The sequence below is a fragment of the Spirochaetota bacterium genome (assembly GCA_025061835.1).
Classification (GTDB): domain Bacteria; phylum Spirochaetota; class Brevinematia; order DTOW01; family DTOW01; genus SKYB106.
In genome coordinates this window covers 15,633-35,405 of record JANXAC010000016.1, presented here as the reverse complement: position 1 = coordinate 35,405, position 19,773 = coordinate 15,633, and the positions used below count along the sequence as shown (strand labels likewise).

Below are 19,773 nucleotides of genomic sequence, written 5' to 3'. Positions count from 1 at the left end.
AAGGATAAAAATGTGTAGTAGTTATTAAATAATCAGCATAGCGTCGCCGTAGCTATAGAACCTAAACCTTCTATCAACAGCGTATCTGTATGCGTTGATAATCAAGTCCTTACCTGCGAAAGCAGAGACAAGAAGTATAAGGGACGATTTTGGTAGGTGAAAATTCGTTATAAGACTATCAACAACCTTAAACTCAAACCCGGGATATATGAATATATCAGTTTCTCCCTTAAATCCTTTTCTGTTTCTGTTGATGTCGCGAAAAACGGTCTCAAGTGCCCTGACCACGGTAGTTCCAACTGCTATAACTTTCTTACCTCTTTCTTTTGCTTGAAGTATCTCTTCTATCAGGGAAGCGCTAACTTCCATATACTCACTTTTGAGTTTAAAGTCCTCAATCTTTTTAGTTCTAACAGGTTCAAATGTTCCAGGCCCAACGTGGAGTGTTATGTATCTAACTAGTATTCCTTCTTTTTGTATAGTATCCAACAATTCTTTGGTAAAATGAAGACCTGCCGTAGGTGATGCAATAGAACCATAAACCGAAGAATAAACAGTTTGATAAAAAACATCATCTTCTTCACTTACCCTTGGAAGGTTAAGTTTTCGTCTTCTCTTTTCTATGTAAGGTGGAAGAGGTATTTCACCAAGTTTATTAAGTTCTTCTATCGTAAATTTCAAATTACTTCTGAAGATTCCTAGCCCTTCAGATGTTCCAACAAGTGTGAATTTAAATTCCCCAACTTCTAAAACATCACCAACCTTGAGTTTGCTAAGACCCTTCACAATCGCTTGAAAGTTATATTCATCTTGAAAGTTTGCTACAAGAACCTCGTGCTCTCTGCCTGTTCGTTGATGCTTTGTCATCAACCTTGCTTTAATGACCTTTGAGTTATTTAGAACTAAAACATCTCCAGAACTAAAGTATTGAATTATTTCGTAAAATACTCTTTCTTCAAACGAAGATGTCTTCCTATTAACAACTAGCAATCTACATTTGTCTCTTTCTTCAAGAGGTTCGTATGCGATCAGTTCTTCTGGAAGTTCAAAGTCAAACTCGTTTATATCCATTTTTAAAGTGCCTGTTCTTGTCTCAAGAGTTTTTGTTTTTCAAGTTCAATTACTATAGGTGATGCTATGAAGAGAGAGGAATATGTTCCGCTTATTATACCGGTTAACAAGACGATTGAAAAACCTTTGAGTGTTTCAGGTCCCCAGATTATGAACGCTAGAACTATAAGCAGTGTTGTGAATGAAGTTAATACAGACCTTACTATAACTTGTCTTATACTCTTATTTACTACATACTCAACTTCGGTTGATTTAACTGCCTCAAAATTCTCTCTTATCCTGTCATAAACAACAACAGTGTCAGTAACGGAATAACCGAGTATAGTGAGTATCGCTGCTATCACCGAGATGTCCATCTCTATGTCAAAGAGTATGATCACAGTAAAAGAAATTAGCAGATCGTGTATTAAAGAAACTATGGCTCCCAGACCAAAGATAAAGTCAAATCTAATACCAATATATACGAGTATAAGGAATGACACTACCAACGACATTATCATCGCATTTCTAAAGAACTCTTGACTCAGTCTTGGACCTACGGTGTTTTCACCCCTTATTACAACCTCTTTGAAGTTATCTTTAAGTGCTTGCTTGATAGTTTCAACTTTTTGAATGTAATCTTCGCTTACACCAATGCTTATAAGGAATATGTTATCTTTCGGATCTCCCACATAAGTTACACTTCTCGTAATCCCCGTAGCAGAGATAACTCTTCTAACATCCTCTATTCCTATGTTATCGTTGATTTTAACCTCAAGCCTTGTTCCACCAGCAAAGTCAATGCTCTGCTTAAATCCACCCTTAACCACGAATAAAATCACACCAATTACGATCAAAATTAGAGAAAAAGTTATGAAATAAAACCTATTTCTTACAAAATCTATCTTCCTCAAAGGCTCAAGAAAGTTAAACATATACTCCTCCTATACTAAAGCGGGCAAAAATCTCAATCTCAATCTCTGAACAACAAAATCTGCCAAGAACCTTACAACAAAAACAGAGGTAAACAGTGAAACAGTTATACCGACGAGTAGCGTAGTCCCGAAACCTTTTATAGGACCGTATCCATAAAGTGCAAGTATCAGAGAAGATATTATTACTGTCACATGTGTATCTATGATAGTAACAAACGCTCTATCAAATCCTATCTTCATAGCGGTTATGAGGTCTCTTCCGTTTCGTAATTCTTCTTTTATTCTTTCAAATTGTAGAACATTAGCATCAATAGCCATACCTATTGTAAGGGCAAGTCCTGCGATACCAGGTAATGTAAGAGTTGCTCTAAATAGCGCAAGTCCTGCCAACGTTAAAAATAGGTTCATAACCAGCGATAGAGCGGTAATAAAACCAAAGATTTTGTAGTAGAATATGGCAAACGCAAAGACAAGCAATATACCAATCAACGCTGCTCTCGTGCCAAGGTTTATACTATCCGCACCCAGTGAAGGTCCTATTGACCTTATCTCAATTTCCTTAAGTTTTACACTCAAAGCACCAGACTTTAGTACTGATACTAGGCTATTCACCTCTTCTTGAGTAAATACTCCTGTAATCTGTCCTCTACCACCTAGTATTTCTGTCTGTATTACAGGAGCACTTCTTACTCTACCATCAAGCACTATAGCAAGTCTCTTACCAATATTGTTCCTTGTTATTTCCGCAAATATGTCAGCACCCTCAAGCGTAAGTGAAAAATCCACAACTGGTCTTCCAAATTGATCCTGTCCTACCCTTGCATCATTTATGTAACTTCCGTCCAAAACAACTTCTTTCTTGAGAACTATAAACCCTTTCAAAACAGGCACTCCAAACTCGTCAGTCTCATAATAACCATAAGCCTCACTATCCTCAGGTATAGAATTATCTTTTAGGAATGTGGTAAGGTCTGATATTAGTCCCTCACTGTTTAGATATTTCCTATCAATACCTGACATAAATTCATCATTTACAAACTTGAATTCCAATTTACCTGCTTTACTAACTGCTTCTCTTGCTTGGGCTATACTTGATATACCAGGTAGTTCCACAGAAATTCTGTATCCACTCTCTCGCCTTATAACAGGTTCTGCTACGCCAAACTGGTCAAGTCTGTTTCTAAGTATCTCAAGTGATATATTCACTTGCGATTCAAGTTCGTTATTATATTCACTTATAACTTTCTCCATATCCCCTTCATATTTGTCAAGTAGAAAGTTTGTCATATCTTCTGGGTCTGGCTCAAGCGTAATATATACACCTCCTCTTAAATCCAATCCTATGTTTAAAACGGTGCTACTTCGTAGTTTCTTGACCTCACTGTATTTCTTCTTCAGTTCTGGAGATAGTTTGCTAACTTCTTCCGAAGGAAGAGATAGAAGGTTCTTGTCCGCTTCAGGAACTACGAAATACCAGTCATAGGTAGGCTTTAAGATCACAAACCCTAGGAATAAAACAATAAGGATTACAACAAACCTAAACCAGTCCATAAACATTCTCCAAGTATCCTTGTATGATTATAAAAAACTGGATTGACTAGATTCTAGTAATCATTTTTTCTTAAAAACTTCAAATTACAATCTCTTACATAAATAATATATCTCGTTATGAATAAGTTTGAGATAGTTGAGAATAAATTGATATACAAAGGTCGTGCTTTTTCGCTATTCTCTGATAAGATAAAGTATGATAACAAGATAATGATAAAAGACGTTGTTGATTATCCTAATGCAGTTGCGGTAATACCAATGATTGAAAAGAACAAATTTGTTTTGATAAAACAGTTTAGGTATCCTGTAAAAGAAGAATTACTGGAAGTGCCTGCTGGGAAGATTGAGAAAGGTGAGGATGTGATTGAAGGGGCAAGAAGAGAGCTTGAGGAAGAAACTGGATACAGGGCAGAAAGGTTAGAGAAGATATATGAGTATTACCCCGCCGTTGGATACAGCACAGAAAAGATACATATCGTTCTCGCAACAAATCTTACTCTACATCAAAAAAATCTTGATGAAGATGAATTTACTGAAGTTGTTATTTTAGATTATGATGAAATCATAAGAATGATAAAAGATAATCAGATAAAGGATGCTAAAACGATAATATGTTTCTCCATATTAGGCAATAGGATGGTGAAATATGAGGTTTGAGATAGTGAATCCTTTTACAGAGGCTATAAGATTAACTTGTAGTAGCATAGGTATTGAGATACATAAAGACAAAGTTAACTTAAGAACTGGTAAGAAGATAGAGAAGAGTATTTCTTTCTTCTTCAAGATAAAAGGAGATTTTAGAGGTAGTGTAATATACGAAATGGATGAAAAACTAGCATTTGAGATAATAAGAAGAATATATGATGTTGATGAGATACCGAAAGACAAAAATCTTGTGCTCTCAGGTATAGGAGAGTTCGGTAATCTGGTTAACTCAAAATTGCTTGAGATAACATACAGAAGGAAACTTGACTACTCAATCTCACATCCTATCTTTTACAAATACAAAGGTAGAGTTATGTCCTACTCTTCACCCTGTGTTGAAATAGTATTCTTAAGCGAGTTCGGTGAGATAATATTAAGCGTTGTGTTTGATATGATAGTAAGTGATTAACTTTGTTCTAATCTGCTTCCGAATATTATTGATGGTTATGTTACTCCTGTTTGTTATTGTTTTTATTACATCACAGACATCGTTTGGTAGTGATGATGTTTCTAGACCTAATCTATCAAGAGCGATACAGTTATTACAAGTCAAGGACTACTCAAATGCCATAGCGGTGCTAACTAATATCCAGAGAACAAAAGACAATGAAAGAACGATAGATTACTACCTGTGTGAATCATACTTCTTGCTTAACGATTATGAAAAATCACTGAAATATGGAGAGAGTGTCATAAAAAAGAAGAACGATTTCATATATCAAAAGTCTCTATACAATGTCGTTTTTTCTTCGTATATGTTAAACAAGTTTACTCTCTCCTACAATTATGGTATAGAATACCTCAATAACGTTGGAAACATAAATGGTGTTGAAAGTGTTGTGATAACAATAACTTTTAATTCTCTCCTATCAACAGGCAACTTTCAAAAAGCATCAGAACTGATAGAAAGATACAGAAACAAGTATCCAAATCTTTACAATGTGCTCTTACAGACACTAGAGTCGGCTAGATCAATAGGAATAAAAGATGAGACTCCAACAAGAAGTTCACAACCAGAACCTGCAAAAGAAGAGAAAATAACTAGAAACACAGAGGAAGAGTTAGAGTTGGTAAGGTATATAATCTCATCACTTGAGCGAATATCGTCAAAAAGAGACCAACAAATTGAAAAATTGAACGATATACTGGAATTACTTGAACTAAAGGAAGAAGCACTCAAAGTTAAGAAGTATAGATTACTTCTAGATGAATAATTAATTCTTTACTACCTTTGACTTTACATACTTGGCTAACTGTGATTGAATTCTTTGTTGAAAACTCTTCTCATAACTTCATTTATCTCATCGTATTTTAATCCTCTGTAAGATAGAAATCTATATATTTTTGCTTTAAGCTTGAGTTTATCTTCTTTACTATGTGCGGGGTCATATCTTTTTAATACTATACTAACGACTTTCTCTATGTCAGTGTTTATATCTTCTTTAACACCAATACCTCTTGATAGTAGTTTCTGTTTTATGTATTTTGCGCCGAACCCCTTTGATGTCCTTGACTTTATAATAGCATCTTTTACAAACTCATCATCCAAAAAACCTGCATCCTTCAGGTAGTCTAATACTTTACTAATCTCTTCTTCCGGTAGTTTGAGTTTTGTTCGTAGGTAATTTTCCACCTCTTTAGTGGTTCGGAGTTTAATTGATATATATCTCAAAACTCTACTTATTACCTTATTGTCCATATTTCTCAATTATTAGATTAACGAAGTCTCTAGAGATACCAACAGCCCTTGAAATATTATCAATATTCCAACCATCTCGGTAGAGTTTTATGACAGTTGTTACCTGATCCTTTGATATTTCTGGTTCTTTGACTTTTGTTCCAGTTCTTGCTTCAATACCACTTACATACTTCTTGGCAGTTTCAATAGCTAAGTTTATCTTTTCCTCCATCTTAACAAGATCTTCTTTCACCTTTCTTGCTTTGTCAACCTCGGAGTTTATATGAACCAGGATACCGTCAAGGCTTTGCAATTTGTCAATAGCACCTTCTATCTTGTGATTTGATGTAAGTATATCCTCCATTCTTGAGTTAATGGAAGACAAAAACACCTCAACCTCTTCCTTCTTTTTCATAGCCTCCTGAAGTGTCTTACCTAATTGGTTCAATCTCCTATCAAAGTCTGACATGGTATTCTTGAGATAGTTTATCTGGGTTATCATTTCTTCAACAAGCCCTTTCTTTGCTTCTAGGTTTGCTAATGTTCTTGCTATATCTGTTATATCCTTCTCAAAAGTGTTTATCCTATCATACACATCTATTATGAGCTTCTCTTTGTCTCTTATGAACTCAACATTATTGAAAAGCCTATTTACCAAACTGTTGAGAGAGTTTATCTTATCCTCAATATCGCTAACTATCTTTGAATTTTTTTGATAAGATGATAAGAATTTCTCAAGGTTTATCTTCTCTTTCCTTATATCTTCAACATCCTTCTGAATTGATGAGACCAGTTTTCTGTTCTCCTCTATATTGTTCATCATAATCTTGAGTTCATTTAACCTCAAACTCACATTACCTATCCTTTCATCCATCTTATTCAATTGGCTTAAGTTGTTTTCAGCATCATTTATTCTTCTCTCAATGTTAGACAATACATTGTGATACCTCTTGAATTGGGCTTCAATGAAATCTTTAAAATCTTGTGCTTTCTTCTCCGCATCTTTTGCCATAGTATTCAAACTACTTTTAGCGTTTTCTATCAGTGAGTTAATCAAATCTCTTTCATTTATGTAAATATTGCCTACTTGCTCTTTTATCTTCTCCACTTTGTTTATCATCTCATTCTCAAAGCTTTTCATTTGCTCTTTTACTGACGACACTATTTGAGATAGCTGATTCTCAAGATGCGATTTGTAGTTTGTGATGTCATTGTTTATAGTCTGCTTCTCTTTGTCAAACATAACCTTTAAACTTTCCATCCAATGTGATATATCACTTTCGTACTCCTTTTCAAGCGAACCTATCCTATCTTGTAGATTTTTTGTTATTCCGTCAAGATATTCATTGACTTTACTCTCAACTATATCAACCTTACTGGCTACTTCCTTAAGGTATTCTTCCATCTGGTTGTTAAAGTCCCGTTTAAGAGTATTCAGAGTATCAGACATTTTTCTATGTGATTCTTGTATAACACTATCAAATTCCGCTATCTTACTTGATAGATTATCACTATACCTTTGGGATATGGCAGAAATAGTGTTATTCAGGTCTAGAAGCATGTTTCTAATTTTCTCATCAGCCTTACCCGCTATGTCATCAAGTCTTCCTTCAAGACTATAGATCTTGTTGTTAACAGCATCGTATTTATTTTCCAGTGAGATAATAACCTCATTAATCTTATCAGTTTGACTCTTAATAGCATTCAACGCTTGATTGAGAGATGCATCAAAAGATTTCTTTGATGCCTCAACAAACTGGGATATTTCCGATGAGTAATTATTCTTGATCGTCTCCTTAAAAGATTTGTAGTCATCCTCAAGTTTTTTACCTATCTCTTCAAACTTTTCTTTTAGTGCCGACACTCTAGATGAGTAGAACTCAAAAAATTTATTTTCCATCTCTTTAAACTTTGACTTAAGGTCATTCTCAAGATCATTATAATCTTGAATAACTTGCTTTTTAGCCTCTCCAAGATTGGATATATAAGTTTTTACTGTCTCTTTGACTGACGAATACTCAGATTGTAGTTCGTTTATGAAACTATCAAACCTATTCTTAAGCAGTGAAATGTTAGACTCATAATTCTTTGTAAACTTTTTCATCATCTCATCAAGTTCTAACGAAACTTGATTGTTCTTGGAGTTTGTAAAGTCTGAAAGCTGTTTTGAATACTCTTCCTTTATCTTCTCAAAACCCTTTATCATATCATTCTCCAATTTGGTTATCATCTCAAGAAATTTCTTATCATAGTAATTCATAGTCTCTTGGAATTTCTGGTCTTCTTGCTTGTAGAGTTCATCAATACTCTTTTTAGTGTTATCAAACTTGTTCTCAACAGCAGCGAATATATTCAAAACTTTTTGATTGAAGTCTTCAACAGTTTTTCTAACAACTTCCTTCTCATCTCTCATCTTCTTCTCAAACTCATTGAATAGTTTATTCATTGATTCTGACAATTTAAGAATATCATTACCAAGAACATCTATACTCTGTTGTTTTTCTGAGATACTGTCCGAAAGATGTTTTAATGTGTTATTTGTTTCTACTATCTTTTTGTCTATATTCTCAAACTCACTTCTAACTCTTGAGAGCATAATATCAGATGTGTTGTTAAAGGAGACTCTCAACTCATCTGCATGTGTTGCTACTTGTGATTTCATATCTTCAATAAACTTCTCATATATATCATTTAAGTTCTGATTGAATTTATCTCTTGCCTGGTGTATCTCTTTGTCTATCTTATCTATAACGACCTTTATTCTCATATCCACATCTTGCGAAAGTTCATGAATCCTATTCACTAAATCATTTGTAAGATTAACATACAACTCTCTTATCTCTTTGTCCTTCATCTCATTCTCTTTTAATAATGATGATATTGAATCACTGAATTTCTTGATATAACCATCCACATTTGAAACCTCATCCTTTATAAGGCTTATTTTACTCTCAAGCGAAGATATAGTTTCAAACTTTTCAGAGAATTGTCTATCAAGTTTCTGTATATCATTTATAAAATCATTCTTGATAGAATCTATCTGCAGGTCAAAACTTTTTATATAATCGTTTATTTCCCTATTCATACTATCTCTTATTGCTACAAAGTTATCCTTAAATCTGTTGAATAGCTCATCCTGTTTTACAGCGAACAGACTTTCAAGAGACCTTATCTTCTCATTTATTGTAGCATCAACTCTCTGATTGACCTCTTTTATGAGTTCTACAACCTTCTCATCAAGACCAGATGTAAGCATAACTTTTATCTTGTTGAACTCCGAAATTATCATCTCAGTGTAATATTCCTTGGTAGTCTCTATCTCCTGCTTTACCTTTGAGAAATTAGTATCAAGTATCTTAAGTTTGTTGTTGAATTCCTTTACAGAGTTATCAAGTATTGAAAACATATTCTGTAGATTTGATATTTCAATGTTCTTCATCTTTATATTCTCATCAAGCCATTCTGTGAAGTTTGAGATGCTTTGGGAAGTTTCTTTGAACTTTGTAGATATATCTTCCTTGAGTGTATTTGTATCGTTTATAAGCCTTTGTGCTACTTCCTCAATCTGTTTAACTTTTTTTATTACTGCGTCAACATCTGAAAAGTTTTTGTTCAATCTTTCTTCAGCAAATCTTTTTATCTCCTGCGACTTTTGGTCCAAGTCTCTAGCTATCTGGTTTTGATAATTATTAGCAATTTGAACCATAGTATTATTCACCTCATCTCTTACTTTCCGAAAGTTACTCTCAATCTCCGATAAGATTTTCTCTATCTCCCTATCTATTTTAATCTCAATAGTGTTGGTGAATGATTCTACTTCTCTTAATCTCTCATTAAGACTTAACTCTATATTTTTAACTTTACCCTCAATGGAATCATAGAAAGTGTTCAGAGATGATTCTAGAGAGTTTATTCGGTTTATAAATTTATCAACATTCTTTTCTGAAGATGTAACCTGACCTTCAAGGTTTTTCATCTCCTTATCAATCTGAGATTTCGTCTCATCAACCTTCGCAAGAATGTTTTTGAATTCTTGAACTATTTTCATCGGCTCTTTTGATTCATTCTTAAACCTCTCAAACTCCTTCTTTATGCTCTCAACTGATGATAATATACTGCTTATCTCCTTCTTTGACTCATTTATCCTTTTAAGTGCTTCCGAAAGATCACTATCACTTCCTCTTATCTCTGAAATCTTCTCGTTTATAGTGAAGATCAAGTTTTTACCGATGGTAAGGTTTGCATCAAGTTTTATAAGTAAATCTTCAAGACTTTTAGTCTTTTCACTCAACATAGATTCAAAATCACTAATCTGCTTCTCAGTGAATTTTTTCAGTTTCTCAAAGTTGTTTAATGATTTATCTCTACTTCTTACTACTAAGGAAACTAATAGTGCAGTTACTCCTGAAACTAAGATATACACAAGAACTTCAAGCATTCTCCCCTCCCAAGGTATAAATCAATTTTCAAAAATCTACAAACTTTCTTGCAATTAGTTGATGTTTAGTAAATGTTTAACTCCTAAGAAAAGCATTAGTAGAACAAAGATAACCAACTAAAATATTATAAAGTCTCAAGCCTTACTGAACCTACATCATCTTGATATCTACAAAGCAACAAATTTAAAGTTTCATACCCTATGAAGTTTGTGATAATATTCTTGTTTGTATATGTATTATTCACCAAATCAATTTACGGGAACGATAATATTGTGATAAAAGCAGTTGGAGATACGATGTTTGGCTCGGTTACACCAAAGACTATCTTGCCAGAAAGGAAAGGGGAAGAATTCGTAGAATCAATTGGACCTTATCTGAAAGATGCTGATATAGTTATGTGTAATCTAGAGGGTGCGTTTATAAGCGATGGGTTTAAACCGTCAAAGTGCGGTGGTAGGAAAGCAAACTGCTACGAGTTTGGAATGCCATCCTACCTGACAAACGCTCTAAAAAAACTTGGTTTTAATCTAATTGTTTTCAACAACAACCATGTTATGGACTACGGAAGAAGAGGTTATGAATACACAATTCAGTTAGCAAAAAGTTTGAGAATTCCGATCGCTAATATGGAGGACTACGCAGTTATTGAAGTTAAAGGTAAAAAGGTCTGTGTGGTTGCCTTTGGTTTCAGTGGAGGTAGATTCTCAATACTTGATGTTCCAAAAGCGAAAGAGATTGTGAGTGATCTAAAGAAGAAATATGATATAGTCATAGTCTCGTTTCACGGTGGTGCCGAAGGAAACTCAGCGACAAAGACGGAAGACAATGTTGAATTCTTTTTAGGTAGCAACAGAGGGAACGTTGTTAAATTCTCTAGAGGGGTTATTGACGCAGGTGCAGACCTTGTGATAGGACACGGGCCACATGTGTTAAGAGCAGTAGAGATATATAAAGGTAGGTTAATAGCATACTCGCTAGGCAACTTCCTTACTCATGGAAACTTTAACATAAAGGGATACGGCGGGATAGGTGGTATTATTGAAGTTCATATCACAACAAAAGGCGAGTTCGTAAAGGCAAACTTCATACCTACAATCCAACTTCCACCAGGAATACCAGTCTATGATAGAGAAAAGAGAGGAACTAAACTCATAAACAGACTTGGTAAGGAAGACTTTCCTAATTCGTATTACAAGTTTGAGGAATAGTTAAGCATCAGATTCCAAGAAGTTCCATAACTCTACGAGCGGATAATTCAAATGTGTTAAATTGACCTAATTGATTTCTTTTTGTTTCATATCCATGAAAATCACTACCTCCCAGAGGAATGAGATCATTCTCTTGACAGAATTTTAGAAGACTTTTTGTCATACTCTCATCAAGAAGGGGATGAAACACCTCAATCCCATCAAGACCTATCTTTTTAAGTGCTAATATATATCCAATTTTACTCCAATCTTTTAGAAAGTCTGGATGAGCAACACCAACAACACAACCTACAGACTTAAGGTCAGTCAATATCTCTCTCGTGTCCGGATATGTATTCTCTAGTTTGTATTTTGCTCCTTTACCGAAGAAAGACTTATAAACTTTCTCAACACTCGGAAAGTCAGAATTGTGGTATAGATACCTTGCTAGGATCATTTTATTGATCGTTCTTCTACCATTCCTGATGATACTCTGGTCAACGTAAATGTTATCATCGTGCAACATTTGTATAGTTTCAATAACTCTACTTTTCTTATACTCTCTTATTGGAGATACTAACTTGTCAACTTTATCAATTATGTTTTGATTGTAATACGCCAGAAGATGTATCTCTAGCCCATCATACGCTGTTGAAATCTCAACCCCGGGTATGAAAGCAATGTTTTCTTTATAATTCTTAACAAGTTCCGCTAATTCTCTAGATTGATTTGTATTCTCATGGTCTGTTATAGATATGAACTTTATACCTCTGCTAACTACCTCCTTTAGGACAAGTCCGACTGAAAGATCACCATCAGAATAAACTGAGTGAATGTGAAGGTCAGCATTCCTATTACCTAACTCTACCATAATCTATCCCCTAAAGTAATAACTCACTCTTAGTTGTAAATGTTAGTTTGCAAAATATAATTTTCAAACTCATATTAGAAAATAATAAGAAGTTTTTGTATGGAATTCAAATTGACTACCATAGAAACGCTTTTATTGGTTTTTTTGGTCGTCCATCATCACCCCAAGCACTTAAAGAGTACCTACTCCACACAAACGCACCTTGAGGTTCCCAGTACAAAACACCAATACCTTTTTTATTCGTAACATTTCTAACCTCCCTTATGAGATTTTTTATCATCTCATAAGTATCCTCTTCTTCGTAGTGAGGGCCCCCTGTCTCAACAACCATCACATATTTTCCATACCTTAACGCGAGTTCGTTCATATTTGACACCAAAGCACCTATAGTCTCTCTCCAACTCTTCCCTATCCAATATGGGTAGTATGACATACCTATGACATCATAGTCTGTGAAATATCGGTTTAAGTTTTCAAAAAACCACACAAAGAGATCTCTATCATGACCGTTAGCAAGATGTATGACTATCTTCGTGTTAGGGCTTACATCTCTCACTGCTTTCGCTCCCGATGATATGAGACTTGCAAGTTTTCTAAAGTTTCTATAACTTCCATCAGGCCAAAGCATTCCAGCATTGATTTCATTTCCTATCTGAACGAATTCAGGGTATATACCTTCTTCTTTCAAAGATTCCATAAAGTCGTAAGTGTATTCATAAACTTTATCCTTTAGTTGTAAGAATGTCAGTTTTTCCCAGTCTTTTGGTTTTCTCTGTTTTGATGGATCAGCCCAAGAGTCACTATAGTGAAAGTTTATCATAACTCCAAACCCCATCTTTTTACATCTTATAGCCATCTTGATTGTATCATCCTTACCGCAATATCCATTTACTGAGTCTTTTGAAGGTGAAACCCAGGTTCTAAGTCGTATTATGTTCATTCCATTTTCCTTGAGTATTGTGAGAACATCCTTTCTTGTGCCATCAAAGTCGTAGAAGACAAAGCCTGTCTCTTCCATCTGTGGAAGCCAAGAAACATCCGCCCCTTTGAAAAATTCACTACTATATCCTTTAAGATAGGTAAAACTAAACAGGAGAACGAGAAATGTATGGTAGCCCTTCATATACTATCATTATACACAATTTTTCAGTGCTAGTAAAAGAAAAACTTCCAAAGAGATTTTCAATTAAACTTAAAGTTCATATAATTTAAGTTTGATTTACGAATTCGTTTTCTAACGGTTCTACAGCATTAGTCTCTGTAAGTTTCATCACATTAGTTCTTGATTCAGGATAGAAGAATGTAGTAAAGAAGAATACATCCAAACGGCGTTCAGAAAAATAACACTGATTACTTAACGAAGTAGTTTTTTTTACGAGAATCTCTGATAGAGGTCAAATATGGTAAGAGGAATATATACTAGTGCATCAGGTATGATAGCACAACTTGATAATGTGAATACTATAGCGAATAATCTTGCTAACAGCAATACTACCTCTTATAAGAAAGAGGTAACTTTATTCAAGTCGTTTCCAGAGATGCTTGCCAGGAGAGTGAATGACAATGGTGTTGTAACTTTTCCTTTAGGTTCTTATGATAAAGCACCTGTTGTTGGGAAGTTTGGGACTGGTGTTGAAGTAAATGAGATACAGACAATCTTTGAACAGGGTTCGCTTAAGCAAACTGAGAATGCATTTGACCTAGCGATTGAAGGTGAAGGATTCTTTGTAGTAGAAACTCCAGAAGGTTTGAAACTTACAAGGAACGGTAGTTTTAAGATAAGCAACGATAACTACCTTGTTACCAAAGAAGGCTTTAAGGTTTTAGGTGAGAATGGATACATTAGGATCAAGATTGGCAACTTCAAGGTTGATAAGCAAGGTAATATTCTTATTGACCCTACACACGACCCCGCTATTCTTGATGAATTCGTCGCTACCGACAGGAGTGATATTAAGGATCAAGAAGTTGTTGATAGGATAATGTTAGTTAATGTTGATTTTCCTAGATACCTTAAGAAAGAAGGGCACTCTTACTATACAACTACTGAACTATCTGGAGAAATGAAGGTATTAGAAGGTGATAAGCGACCAAAGGTTCATCAAGGTTTTTTGGAGACAGCGAATGTAAATCCTGTTGTTGAAATGGTTAGGATGATATCTGCTGAAAGAGCCTACGAAGCAAACTCAAAGTCTATACAAACACACGACACCTTACTTGGTAGAGCAGTGAATGAGGTAGGTAAGGGATTATCTGCCTAACCCAGCCAGTAACATAACTATTTAGTATTTTTCCTAATTCCGCTGATATGAAACCTAGTAAGACACCAAAAATGACATCAGTAAGATAATGAACTCCTAGATAAACCCTTGAGAAACCTATGAGTATTGCTATAGGTAGTATCATCATTGATACTTCTAGGTAAAAACTACTTATAACGAAGAACACAACGAAAGCACCTGCGGTATGACCAGATGGGAATGAATACCTATCTGGTGGAACTATAAGCCTTTTTATTTCGGTTCTGTATTTTATGTAAGGTCTCTTGCGTGTCGCTATATTTTTTATTATTTTTTGTAAAACAACCTGAATAATCAATGCTATTCCTAATGCTAATCCTAACTCTAGACTGACAAGTATTGTCACCAAAACTGAAACAATGGTAAGAAACCACCAGTCACTTAGCCTTGAGATAGATTTAAGAATGAAGGTGAGATATTTATTTCTGATTTTGATCACTTTTGATATAAACCAAAGGTCAAACTTGAAGATGATTGAAAATTTGTTTGATATGGAACTCCTTATACTTTTTATTCTACTCATCTATTACTCTCTGAAGGCTTTCACAGCCTCATCAACAGAGTCATAATACATAAACAAACTATCAAGCTCAACTAACTTAAGTATCTTCCTTATGGATTGTTCTACATTTGAAAGTTTCACACCGCCCTTGTTTGCAGTAGTTCTTCTCAAAGAGGATATAAGAACCCTTATTCCACTACTTGAAAGGTGTTGAACTTTCTCAAAGTCAAATACTATCTTGTTTATATTAGTGTTAAATATATCATTAACTTGCTTCTCCAACTCAAGAGCAGCTTGAACATCAATTCTACCCTCTAATCTCACAACAACCACATCACCAACCTTTTCAACCTTATACATAAACCCCTCTGTTTGTTAGTATAACGAACTCGGATTATATTTTTCAAATAACATAAGGGCTTTGAATTTTTTTTGATTTAACAATTTACTTTATAATTTATTCATAGGTGATATACTTATGGAAGATAATAAAGTTAGAAGGTTTGTTGAACTTATAAGACTTTACAACAGCGAGCCTAACAAGAGAGTATTTAGAGTGGATAGAGATTGCTATATAATAACTACTATTTTCTCATCAATTGATGACAAACCATTTTTAAGAATTGGTTATTCGGACTACATAGAAAAGTTTAAAAAAGATATTAGTAGCGTTGTGATTGCGCCTGGCTATATATCATCACTGCGTAAGGAGATTGAACAGATGGAAGAAGATAAGTATAATACCAATTTCATTCTTCCTAGTAGTATATACAATGTAATACTAAAGTATCTTCCATCCTCCCTACATCACAAAATTAATGTTAATGTGATAGATAGGAATGAAGTAGGTATAAAAGACAGTGAAGTTGTAAAGGAAATAAGCGAGAAATACAAAACCTATGTTTTACTTTACGATAATGGTAATTTTGCTATAACCTTTGGTGGTAAGAAAGTCTTTGACCTTTTTTCTGCTTTGACTAACGACCTAACTACATCAAAAATACTTAATCTACTTTCACCAAAGCTCTATGAGATACTACCCATTAATGTTGTCATAAATATAGGTGGTAATTATGTGATACGAAGCAAATCAAAAGACATAATGATATCAACAGATGAGTTTGATGAAAAAGAATTCTTGAAAACACCTATTCCTCTAACAACCGTAAGGAGTATAGTAGGCAACAATGTAATATCACTAATTGATACTATAAGACTCATATATGATAGAAGTAGTTTGAGAGTATTTACGAACAAAGAGATTTACGAAGATTTTAAAAGATTCAATCTAGGTATAAAGTTTGTTGAAATAAGTGATAAGATAGACATCATAAATAATGTGAATATAACGACAAAGAAAGGTGATGGTAAGTATAGTATTCCTCTTGTTAGTAAAGAAGGTGTGAAGAAGGAATTAGTGTTCGGCAGTAGCACTGACAAAAATGTAATCCTGCTTCAAAACCTTGAATACATATTGCTAGAAGATTTTTCAAAAGGCAAAGTGGAATACATATCTACTAACCTCATCACCAAATCCCCAGAAGATAATGATTATGACCTAGAGTTCTCAAGACTGAAAGACGAAATAAAAGAAAAATTTGACAAAAAAATGGTTCTCTCTGACGTTCATAGAGAGTTTGACAAAGACAATGTAAGAATCAAGAAGGATAGAGAGAGGTTAGAAGAACTTGTATCACTATACGAGTATGTATCATCTTTACCATACTCCGAACGAGTTAAACTGATTGTCAAGAGTGAGAAATTAGAAGGAACTAAAAAAGAGGAAGAAATAATAAAACTTGCTGAAAAATCATCTAAAACTTCCCCATCTAGCGATATACAAACATCTTCCTCTAGTAAATCCAGTGCTGCTCAAGGTCTCGGAGAAGGCAAAAGCACAATAAACCTGAAACAACCAGTTTCTTCAGAGACTCTTTCTTCTGATACTCCGAAAGGTATTAGAAAAGGCATTTCAAGGTTCAATCTAAAACATGCTATAGTGGGACTTGGAGTATTGATCGTTTTAACTACAGGGATTTTGTTCTTGCTCTTGAGAGATGAAATATCTAACTGGTTTCTAACCGAAAAAGAACGAGAAGTTATTGAAATAATCTCAAATCTAGATAATACATACGAGCCAGAACTTACACATATACAAACCAATCTAGGTATAACAATAACGGACTACGATATATGGATTTATGTTAATAAGGTTGCTGTTTTGAATGGTTATAAACCACTTACCTACAGAAATCCACAGAAATGGGAAGATCCAGATTGGGTATATCCTAATATGTCCCTCAAGATGGTAGATGGTAGTATAGTAATTGTAAGAACTAATGATAATATGTGGAACATAAGCAAGAGAAAGATAATAGAGGATTATATAAAGAAGAAGTATAATGTCAGGGTTGAGTCTCGTGCAGGAACTAATGTGTATAGTATTGAAAAGAAGTGATCAATTCTGTTTTTTAGTTAAGTCCCTGTCAAAGGTCTTTACCCACGAGGAGGATTTGTAGATACCTCTCTTGCCGTTCTCAACTGTTATGAAAATAGCCTTTATCTTAAACTTTTCAGCAAATAACATACCTCCACTCTTTCCCATAACCAGAAACATTCTTGCGAGGATTATAGCCTCAACAGGGTCCTCACTGGCAACAGATACAGAGATAGTTCCATTGTCCGCAGGGTATCCTGTCCTCGGGTCTATTATGGAATGATAACTCTTGAAACCACTGACAAACGCATTTTCAGAAACATCTGCAGTGTATAGCATTAGGTTTGAAACATTTACTGTCATTAATACTTCATTTTCAACTCTATTCTGCGGGTTCATAATACCAACACTCCAACCCTGCTGATCCTTGCTACCTAAACACAATGATATATTATTCCCTATAGATATAAAACCATTCGTTATTCTATTTTTCTTAAGTAATTCCTTGACCTTTGTAAGAGCAATACCTGAAGCAAAAGGAGAAAGGTATAGTTTTGTTTTCTTGTTTCGTATTATTATACTACTATCAGAGATCACTAGGTTCCTCGTTGATGAAATCTTGAGAGCGTTTGATAACTCCGACGGACTTGGAACATAGAATTCATTCTTTTCAAAACCCCATATATCTATTAAGTAGCCTATTGTTGGACTTATAGACCTAGTAAGTGAGTTGTAGTATAAAATCTTACCTAGTAGTCTCTTTAAGTCATTGTTTATAGTAGTTGGTTTCTTATAAGCACTCTCGGTAATTCTTGAAAGATAACTACCTGTATCGTATGAATAATTGTATATCTCATTAGTTATAATATCAAAAGTCTCCTTTGACAATTCTAGAAATTGATCTCGGTTCGTTGTTGAAAGTTTAACAACTATCGGGATGTTCTTGTAAGTATAAAGTTCAGATTGTATTGCGTTAGAAAATAGATTTTTAAACGAATATAGTATGAATATTAAAACCAAAACAAACCTAGACATAACTAAAAGCATAGGTAAATTATTACTGTGATACCAATGTATTTTCTAATTCTCTATGACTGTGATAATAAATAATTAACAAGACATTTCAAAGAACTTATACTTTGGGGAAATTTAAGAACAAGTATATTCTGCTAAAACGAATTCTAATGTCTTTCAGTAAAGATCCTATCTCTCCAAATAAAACATTCACTAAAACATTATCTTCAACCCCTAGATATCACTCAACTCCACAGTAAAGTTGAATTGCGGGTATAGATTTATCTATCATTTGTAGGAACTTTTGGAGGTAGCCTATGGGAATAATGGATGGGAAGAAGGGAGTTGTTTTTGGTGTTGCTAACAAGTGGAGTATCGCTTGGGGTATTTCAAAGACTTTACATTCCGAAGGAGCTCAAATACTTCTATCTTATCTTGGAGAGGAGGATAAAATAAGAGAACTTGCTAACGAGATAAACGCAGATATGTTTGCTTGTGATGTGTCAAAAGATGAAGATATTACCAAACTTTTTGAGTATGTCGGCAAAAAGTATGGCAAAATTGACTTTATAGTTCATTCCATAGCATTTGCTCCAAGAGAAGCCCTACAGGGAAGGTATATTGACACAACGAGAGAAGCCTTCAAGATAGCACTAGACATAAGTGCATACTCTCTTGTAAAGATAGTCAAAGAAGCAGAAAACTACCTAAACGATAATGGATCAATAATCACAATGACATATCTAGGTTCTGTGAGGGCAGTTCCTAACTACAATGTTATGGGTGTTGCAAAAGCGGCACTTGAGTCAAGTGTTAGGTATATTGCTTACGATCTCGGACCCAGAGGTATAAGGTGTAACGCCATATCCGCAGGCCCTATAAAAACTCTCGCAGCGAGAGGCATAAGTGGATTTATGAGTATGTATGAGGAGTATCCAAAGAGATCTGCTTTAAAAAGAAATGTAGATGTAGATGAAGTTGCTAACACTGCTCTATTTTTGCTAAGCGACCTTTCATCGGGAATAACAGGTGAAGTAATATATGTTGATGCTGGGTATGAGATAATGGGAATGTAGTGTTATGTGATGTTTATAGTTTTAGGCC

The 19,773-nt window shown here is 34.5% G+C and carries 17 protein-coding genes; 7 read left to right on the top strand and 10 right to left on the bottom strand.

Going from position 1 to position 19,773, the window contains the following annotated elements; translation table 11 throughout:
* Positions 1-24 precede the first annotated feature (24 nt).
* The 3 genes from queA to secD are packed head-to-tail and all read right to left on the bottom strand — an operon-like array spanning position 25 to position 3,536.
* Complete coding sequence (gene queA, locus NZ579_06425) at positions 25-1,071, bottom strand: tRNA preQ1(34) S-adenosylmethionine ribosyltransferase-isomerase QueA (GenBank protein ID MCS7299571.1); 1,047 nt, start codon at positions 1,069-1,071, stop codon at positions 25-27.
* Positions 1,072-1,073: 2 nt separating this feature from the next.
* Positions 1,074-1,985, bottom strand: coding sequence for a protein translocase subunit SecF (secF, locus tag NZ579_06420; GenBank protein ID MCS7299570.1), 912 nt, complete (start codon positions 1,983-1,985; stop codon positions 1,074-1,076).
* A 9-nt stretch (positions 1,986-1,994) separates the two neighbouring features.
* Positions 1,995-3,536, bottom strand: a complete 1,542-nt coding sequence (secD, locus tag NZ579_06415; GenBank protein MCS7299569.1) for a protein translocase subunit SecD — start codon at positions 3,534-3,536, stop codon at positions 1,995-1,997.
* Positions 3,537-3,653: 117 nt separating this feature from the next.
* On the opposite strand from secD, the gene NZ579_06410 reads away from it, so the two are divergent.
* Genes NZ579_06410 through NZ579_06400 form a run of 3 tightly spaced genes read left to right on the top strand, consistent with a single transcriptional unit; the run spans position 3,654 to position 5,455 of the window.
* Positions 3,654-4,193, top strand: coding sequence for an NUDIX hydrolase (locus NZ579_06410; GenBank protein ID MCS7299568.1), 540 nt, complete (start codon positions 3,654-3,656; stop codon positions 4,191-4,193).
* Positions 4,183-4,650, top strand: a complete 468-nt coding sequence (locus NZ579_06405; protein ID MCS7299567.1) for a hypothetical protein — start codon at positions 4,183-4,185, stop codon at positions 4,648-4,650. Before NZ579_06410 ends, NZ579_06405 begins: the two co-directional genes overlap by 11 nt.
* Before the next feature lie 37 nt (positions 4,651-4,687).
* Positions 4,688-5,455 carry a hypothetical protein gene (locus NZ579_06400; protein MCS7299566.1) on the top strand — a complete coding sequence of 256 codons (768 nt, stop codon included), beginning with the start codon at positions 4,688-4,690 and terminating at the stop codon, positions 5,453-5,455.
* A 35-nt stretch (positions 5,456-5,490) separates the two neighbouring features.
* Here the strand turns inward: NZ579_06400 and NZ579_06395 are convergent, their stop codons facing one another.
* Together NZ579_06395 and NZ579_06390 are read right to left on the bottom strand one after the other, a co-directional pair.
* On the bottom strand, positions 5,491-5,940 hold the full coding sequence (locus NZ579_06395; protein MCS7299565.1) for a RecX family transcriptional regulator: 450 nt from the start codon (positions 5,938-5,940) through the stop codon (positions 5,491-5,493).
* The gene (locus tag NZ579_06390; protein MCS7299564.1) at positions 5,930-10,357 is read right to left on the bottom strand and encodes a hypothetical protein; all 4,428 of its coding nucleotides are present in this window, start codon (positions 10,355-10,357) and stop codon (positions 5,930-5,932) included. Before NZ579_06390 ends, NZ579_06395 begins: the two co-directional genes overlap by 11 nt.
* Positions 10,358-10,558: 201 nt before the next feature.
* On the opposite strand from NZ579_06390, the gene NZ579_06385 reads away from it, so the two are divergent.
* Positions 10,559-11,566, top strand: coding sequence for a CapA family protein (locus tag NZ579_06385; GenBank protein MCS7299563.1), 1,008 nt, complete (start codon positions 10,559-10,561; stop codon positions 11,564-11,566).
* Positions 11,567-11,573: 7 nt separating this feature from the next.
* Here the strand turns inward: NZ579_06385 and NZ579_06380 are convergent, their stop codons facing one another.
* Complete coding sequence (locus NZ579_06380; GenBank protein MCS7299562.1) at positions 11,574-12,416, bottom strand: PHP domain-containing protein; 843 nt, start codon at positions 12,414-12,416, stop codon at positions 11,574-11,576.
* A gap of 115 nt (positions 12,417-12,531) precedes the next feature.
* Complete coding sequence (locus tag NZ579_06375) at positions 12,532-13,539, bottom strand: arabinogalactan endo-1,4-beta-galactosidase (GenBank protein MCS7299561.1); 1,008 nt, start codon at positions 13,537-13,539, stop codon at positions 12,532-12,534.
* 277 nt (positions 13,540-13,816) lie between these two features.
* Here NZ579_06375 and flgF point away from each other — a divergent pair, with 277 nt between their 5' ends.
* Positions 13,817-14,677, top strand: a complete 861-nt coding sequence (flgF, locus tag NZ579_06370; GenBank protein ID MCS7299560.1) for a flagellar basal-body rod protein FlgF — start codon at positions 13,817-13,819, stop codon at positions 14,675-14,677.
* Here flgF and NZ579_06365 read toward each other — a convergent pair.
* Positions 14,610-15,239, bottom strand: coding sequence for a phosphatase PAP2 family protein (locus NZ579_06365; GenBank protein MCS7299559.1), 630 nt, complete (start codon positions 15,237-15,239; stop codon positions 14,610-14,612). The genes flgF and NZ579_06365 overlap by 68 nt on opposite strands.
* 3 nt (positions 15,240-15,242) lie before the next feature.
* The gene (locus tag NZ579_06360) at positions 15,243-15,578 is read right to left on the bottom strand and encodes an STAS domain-containing protein (protein ID MCS7299558.1); all 336 of its coding nucleotides are present in this window, start codon (positions 15,576-15,578) and stop codon (positions 15,243-15,245) included.
* A 118-nt stretch (positions 15,579-15,696) separates the two neighbouring features.
* Between NZ579_06360 and NZ579_06355 the strand changes: the two genes are divergently transcribed.
* Positions 15,697-17,676, top strand: coding sequence for a hypothetical protein (locus NZ579_06355; protein MCS7299557.1), 1,980 nt, complete (start codon positions 15,697-15,699; stop codon positions 17,674-17,676).
* On the opposite strand, the gene NZ579_06350 is transcribed toward NZ579_06355, so the two are convergent.
* Entirely contained in the window at positions 17,677-18,702 is a 1,026-nt protein-coding gene (locus NZ579_06350; protein ID MCS7299556.1) for an FAD:protein FMN transferase, read from the bottom strand.
* A 284-nt stretch (positions 18,703-18,986) separates the two neighbouring features.
* On the opposite strand from NZ579_06350, the gene NZ579_06345 reads away from it, so the two are divergent.
* Positions 18,987-19,745 carry an enoyl-ACP reductase gene (locus NZ579_06345; GenBank protein ID MCS7299555.1) on the top strand — a complete coding sequence of 253 codons (759 nt, stop codon included), beginning with the start codon at positions 18,987-18,989 and terminating at the stop codon, positions 19,743-19,745.
* The last annotated feature ends 28 nt before the right edge of the window (positions 19,746-19,773 follow it).

Bases quoted from the DNA above. Each gene is read 5' to 3' on its own strand.
- NZ579_06400 (MCS7299566.1), top strand. From the start codon at position 4,688: ATGTTACTCCTGTTTGTTATTGTTTTTATTACATCACAGACATCGTTT.
- flgF (MCS7299560.1), top strand. From the start codon at position 13,817: ATGGTAAGAGGAATATATACTAGTGCATCAGGTATGATAGCACAACTT.
- NZ579_06375 (MCS7299561.1), bottom strand. From the start codon at position 13,539: ATGAAGGGCTACCATACATTTCTCGTTCTCCTGTTTAGTTTTACCTAT.
- NZ579_06390 (MCS7299564.1), bottom strand. From the start codon at position 10,357: ATGCTTGAAGTTCTTGTGTATATCTTAGTTTCAGGAGTAACTGCACTA.
- NZ579_06360 (MCS7299558.1), bottom strand. From the start codon at position 15,578: ATGTATAAGGTTGAAAAGGTTGGTGATGTGGTTGTTGTGAGATTAGAG.
- NZ579_06380 (MCS7299562.1), bottom strand. From the start codon at position 12,416: ATGGTAGAGTTAGGTAATAGGAATGCTGACCTTCACATTCACTCAGTT.
- NZ579_06355 (MCS7299557.1), top strand. From the start codon at position 15,697: ATGGAAGATAATAAAGTTAGAAGGTTTGTTGAACTTATAAGACTTTAC.
- queA (MCS7299571.1), bottom strand. From the start codon at position 1,071: ATGGATATAAACGAGTTTGACTTTGAACTTCCAGAAGAACTGATCGCA.
- NZ579_06345 (MCS7299555.1), top strand. From the start codon at position 18,987: ATGGGAATAATGGATGGGAAGAAGGGAGTTGTTTTTGGTGTTGCTAAC.
- secD (MCS7299569.1), bottom strand. From the start codon at position 3,536: ATGGACTGGTTTAGGTTTGTTGTAATCCTTATTGTTTTATTCCTAGGG.
- NZ579_06395 (MCS7299565.1), bottom strand. From the start codon at position 5,940: ATGGACAATAAGGTAATAAGTAGAGTTTTGAGATATATATCAATTAAA.
- secF (MCS7299570.1), bottom strand. From the start codon at position 1,985: ATGTTTAACTTTCTTGAGCCTTTGAGGAAGATAGATTTTGTAAGAAAT.
- NZ579_06410 (MCS7299568.1), top strand. From the start codon at position 3,654: ATGAATAAGTTTGAGATAGTTGAGAATAAATTGATATACAAAGGTCGT.
- NZ579_06405 (MCS7299567.1), top strand. From the start codon at position 4,183: ATGAGGTTTGAGATAGTGAATCCTTTTACAGAGGCTATAAGATTAACT.
- NZ579_06350 (MCS7299556.1), bottom strand. From the start codon at position 18,702: ATGCTTTTAGTTATGTCTAGGTTTGTTTTGGTTTTAATATTCATACTA.
- NZ579_06365 (MCS7299559.1), bottom strand. From the start codon at position 15,239: ATGAGTAGAATAAAAAGTATAAGGAGTTCCATATCAAACAAATTTTCA.
- NZ579_06385 (MCS7299563.1), top strand. From the start codon at position 10,559: ATGAAGTTTGTGATAATATTCTTGTTTGTATATGTATTATTCACCAAA.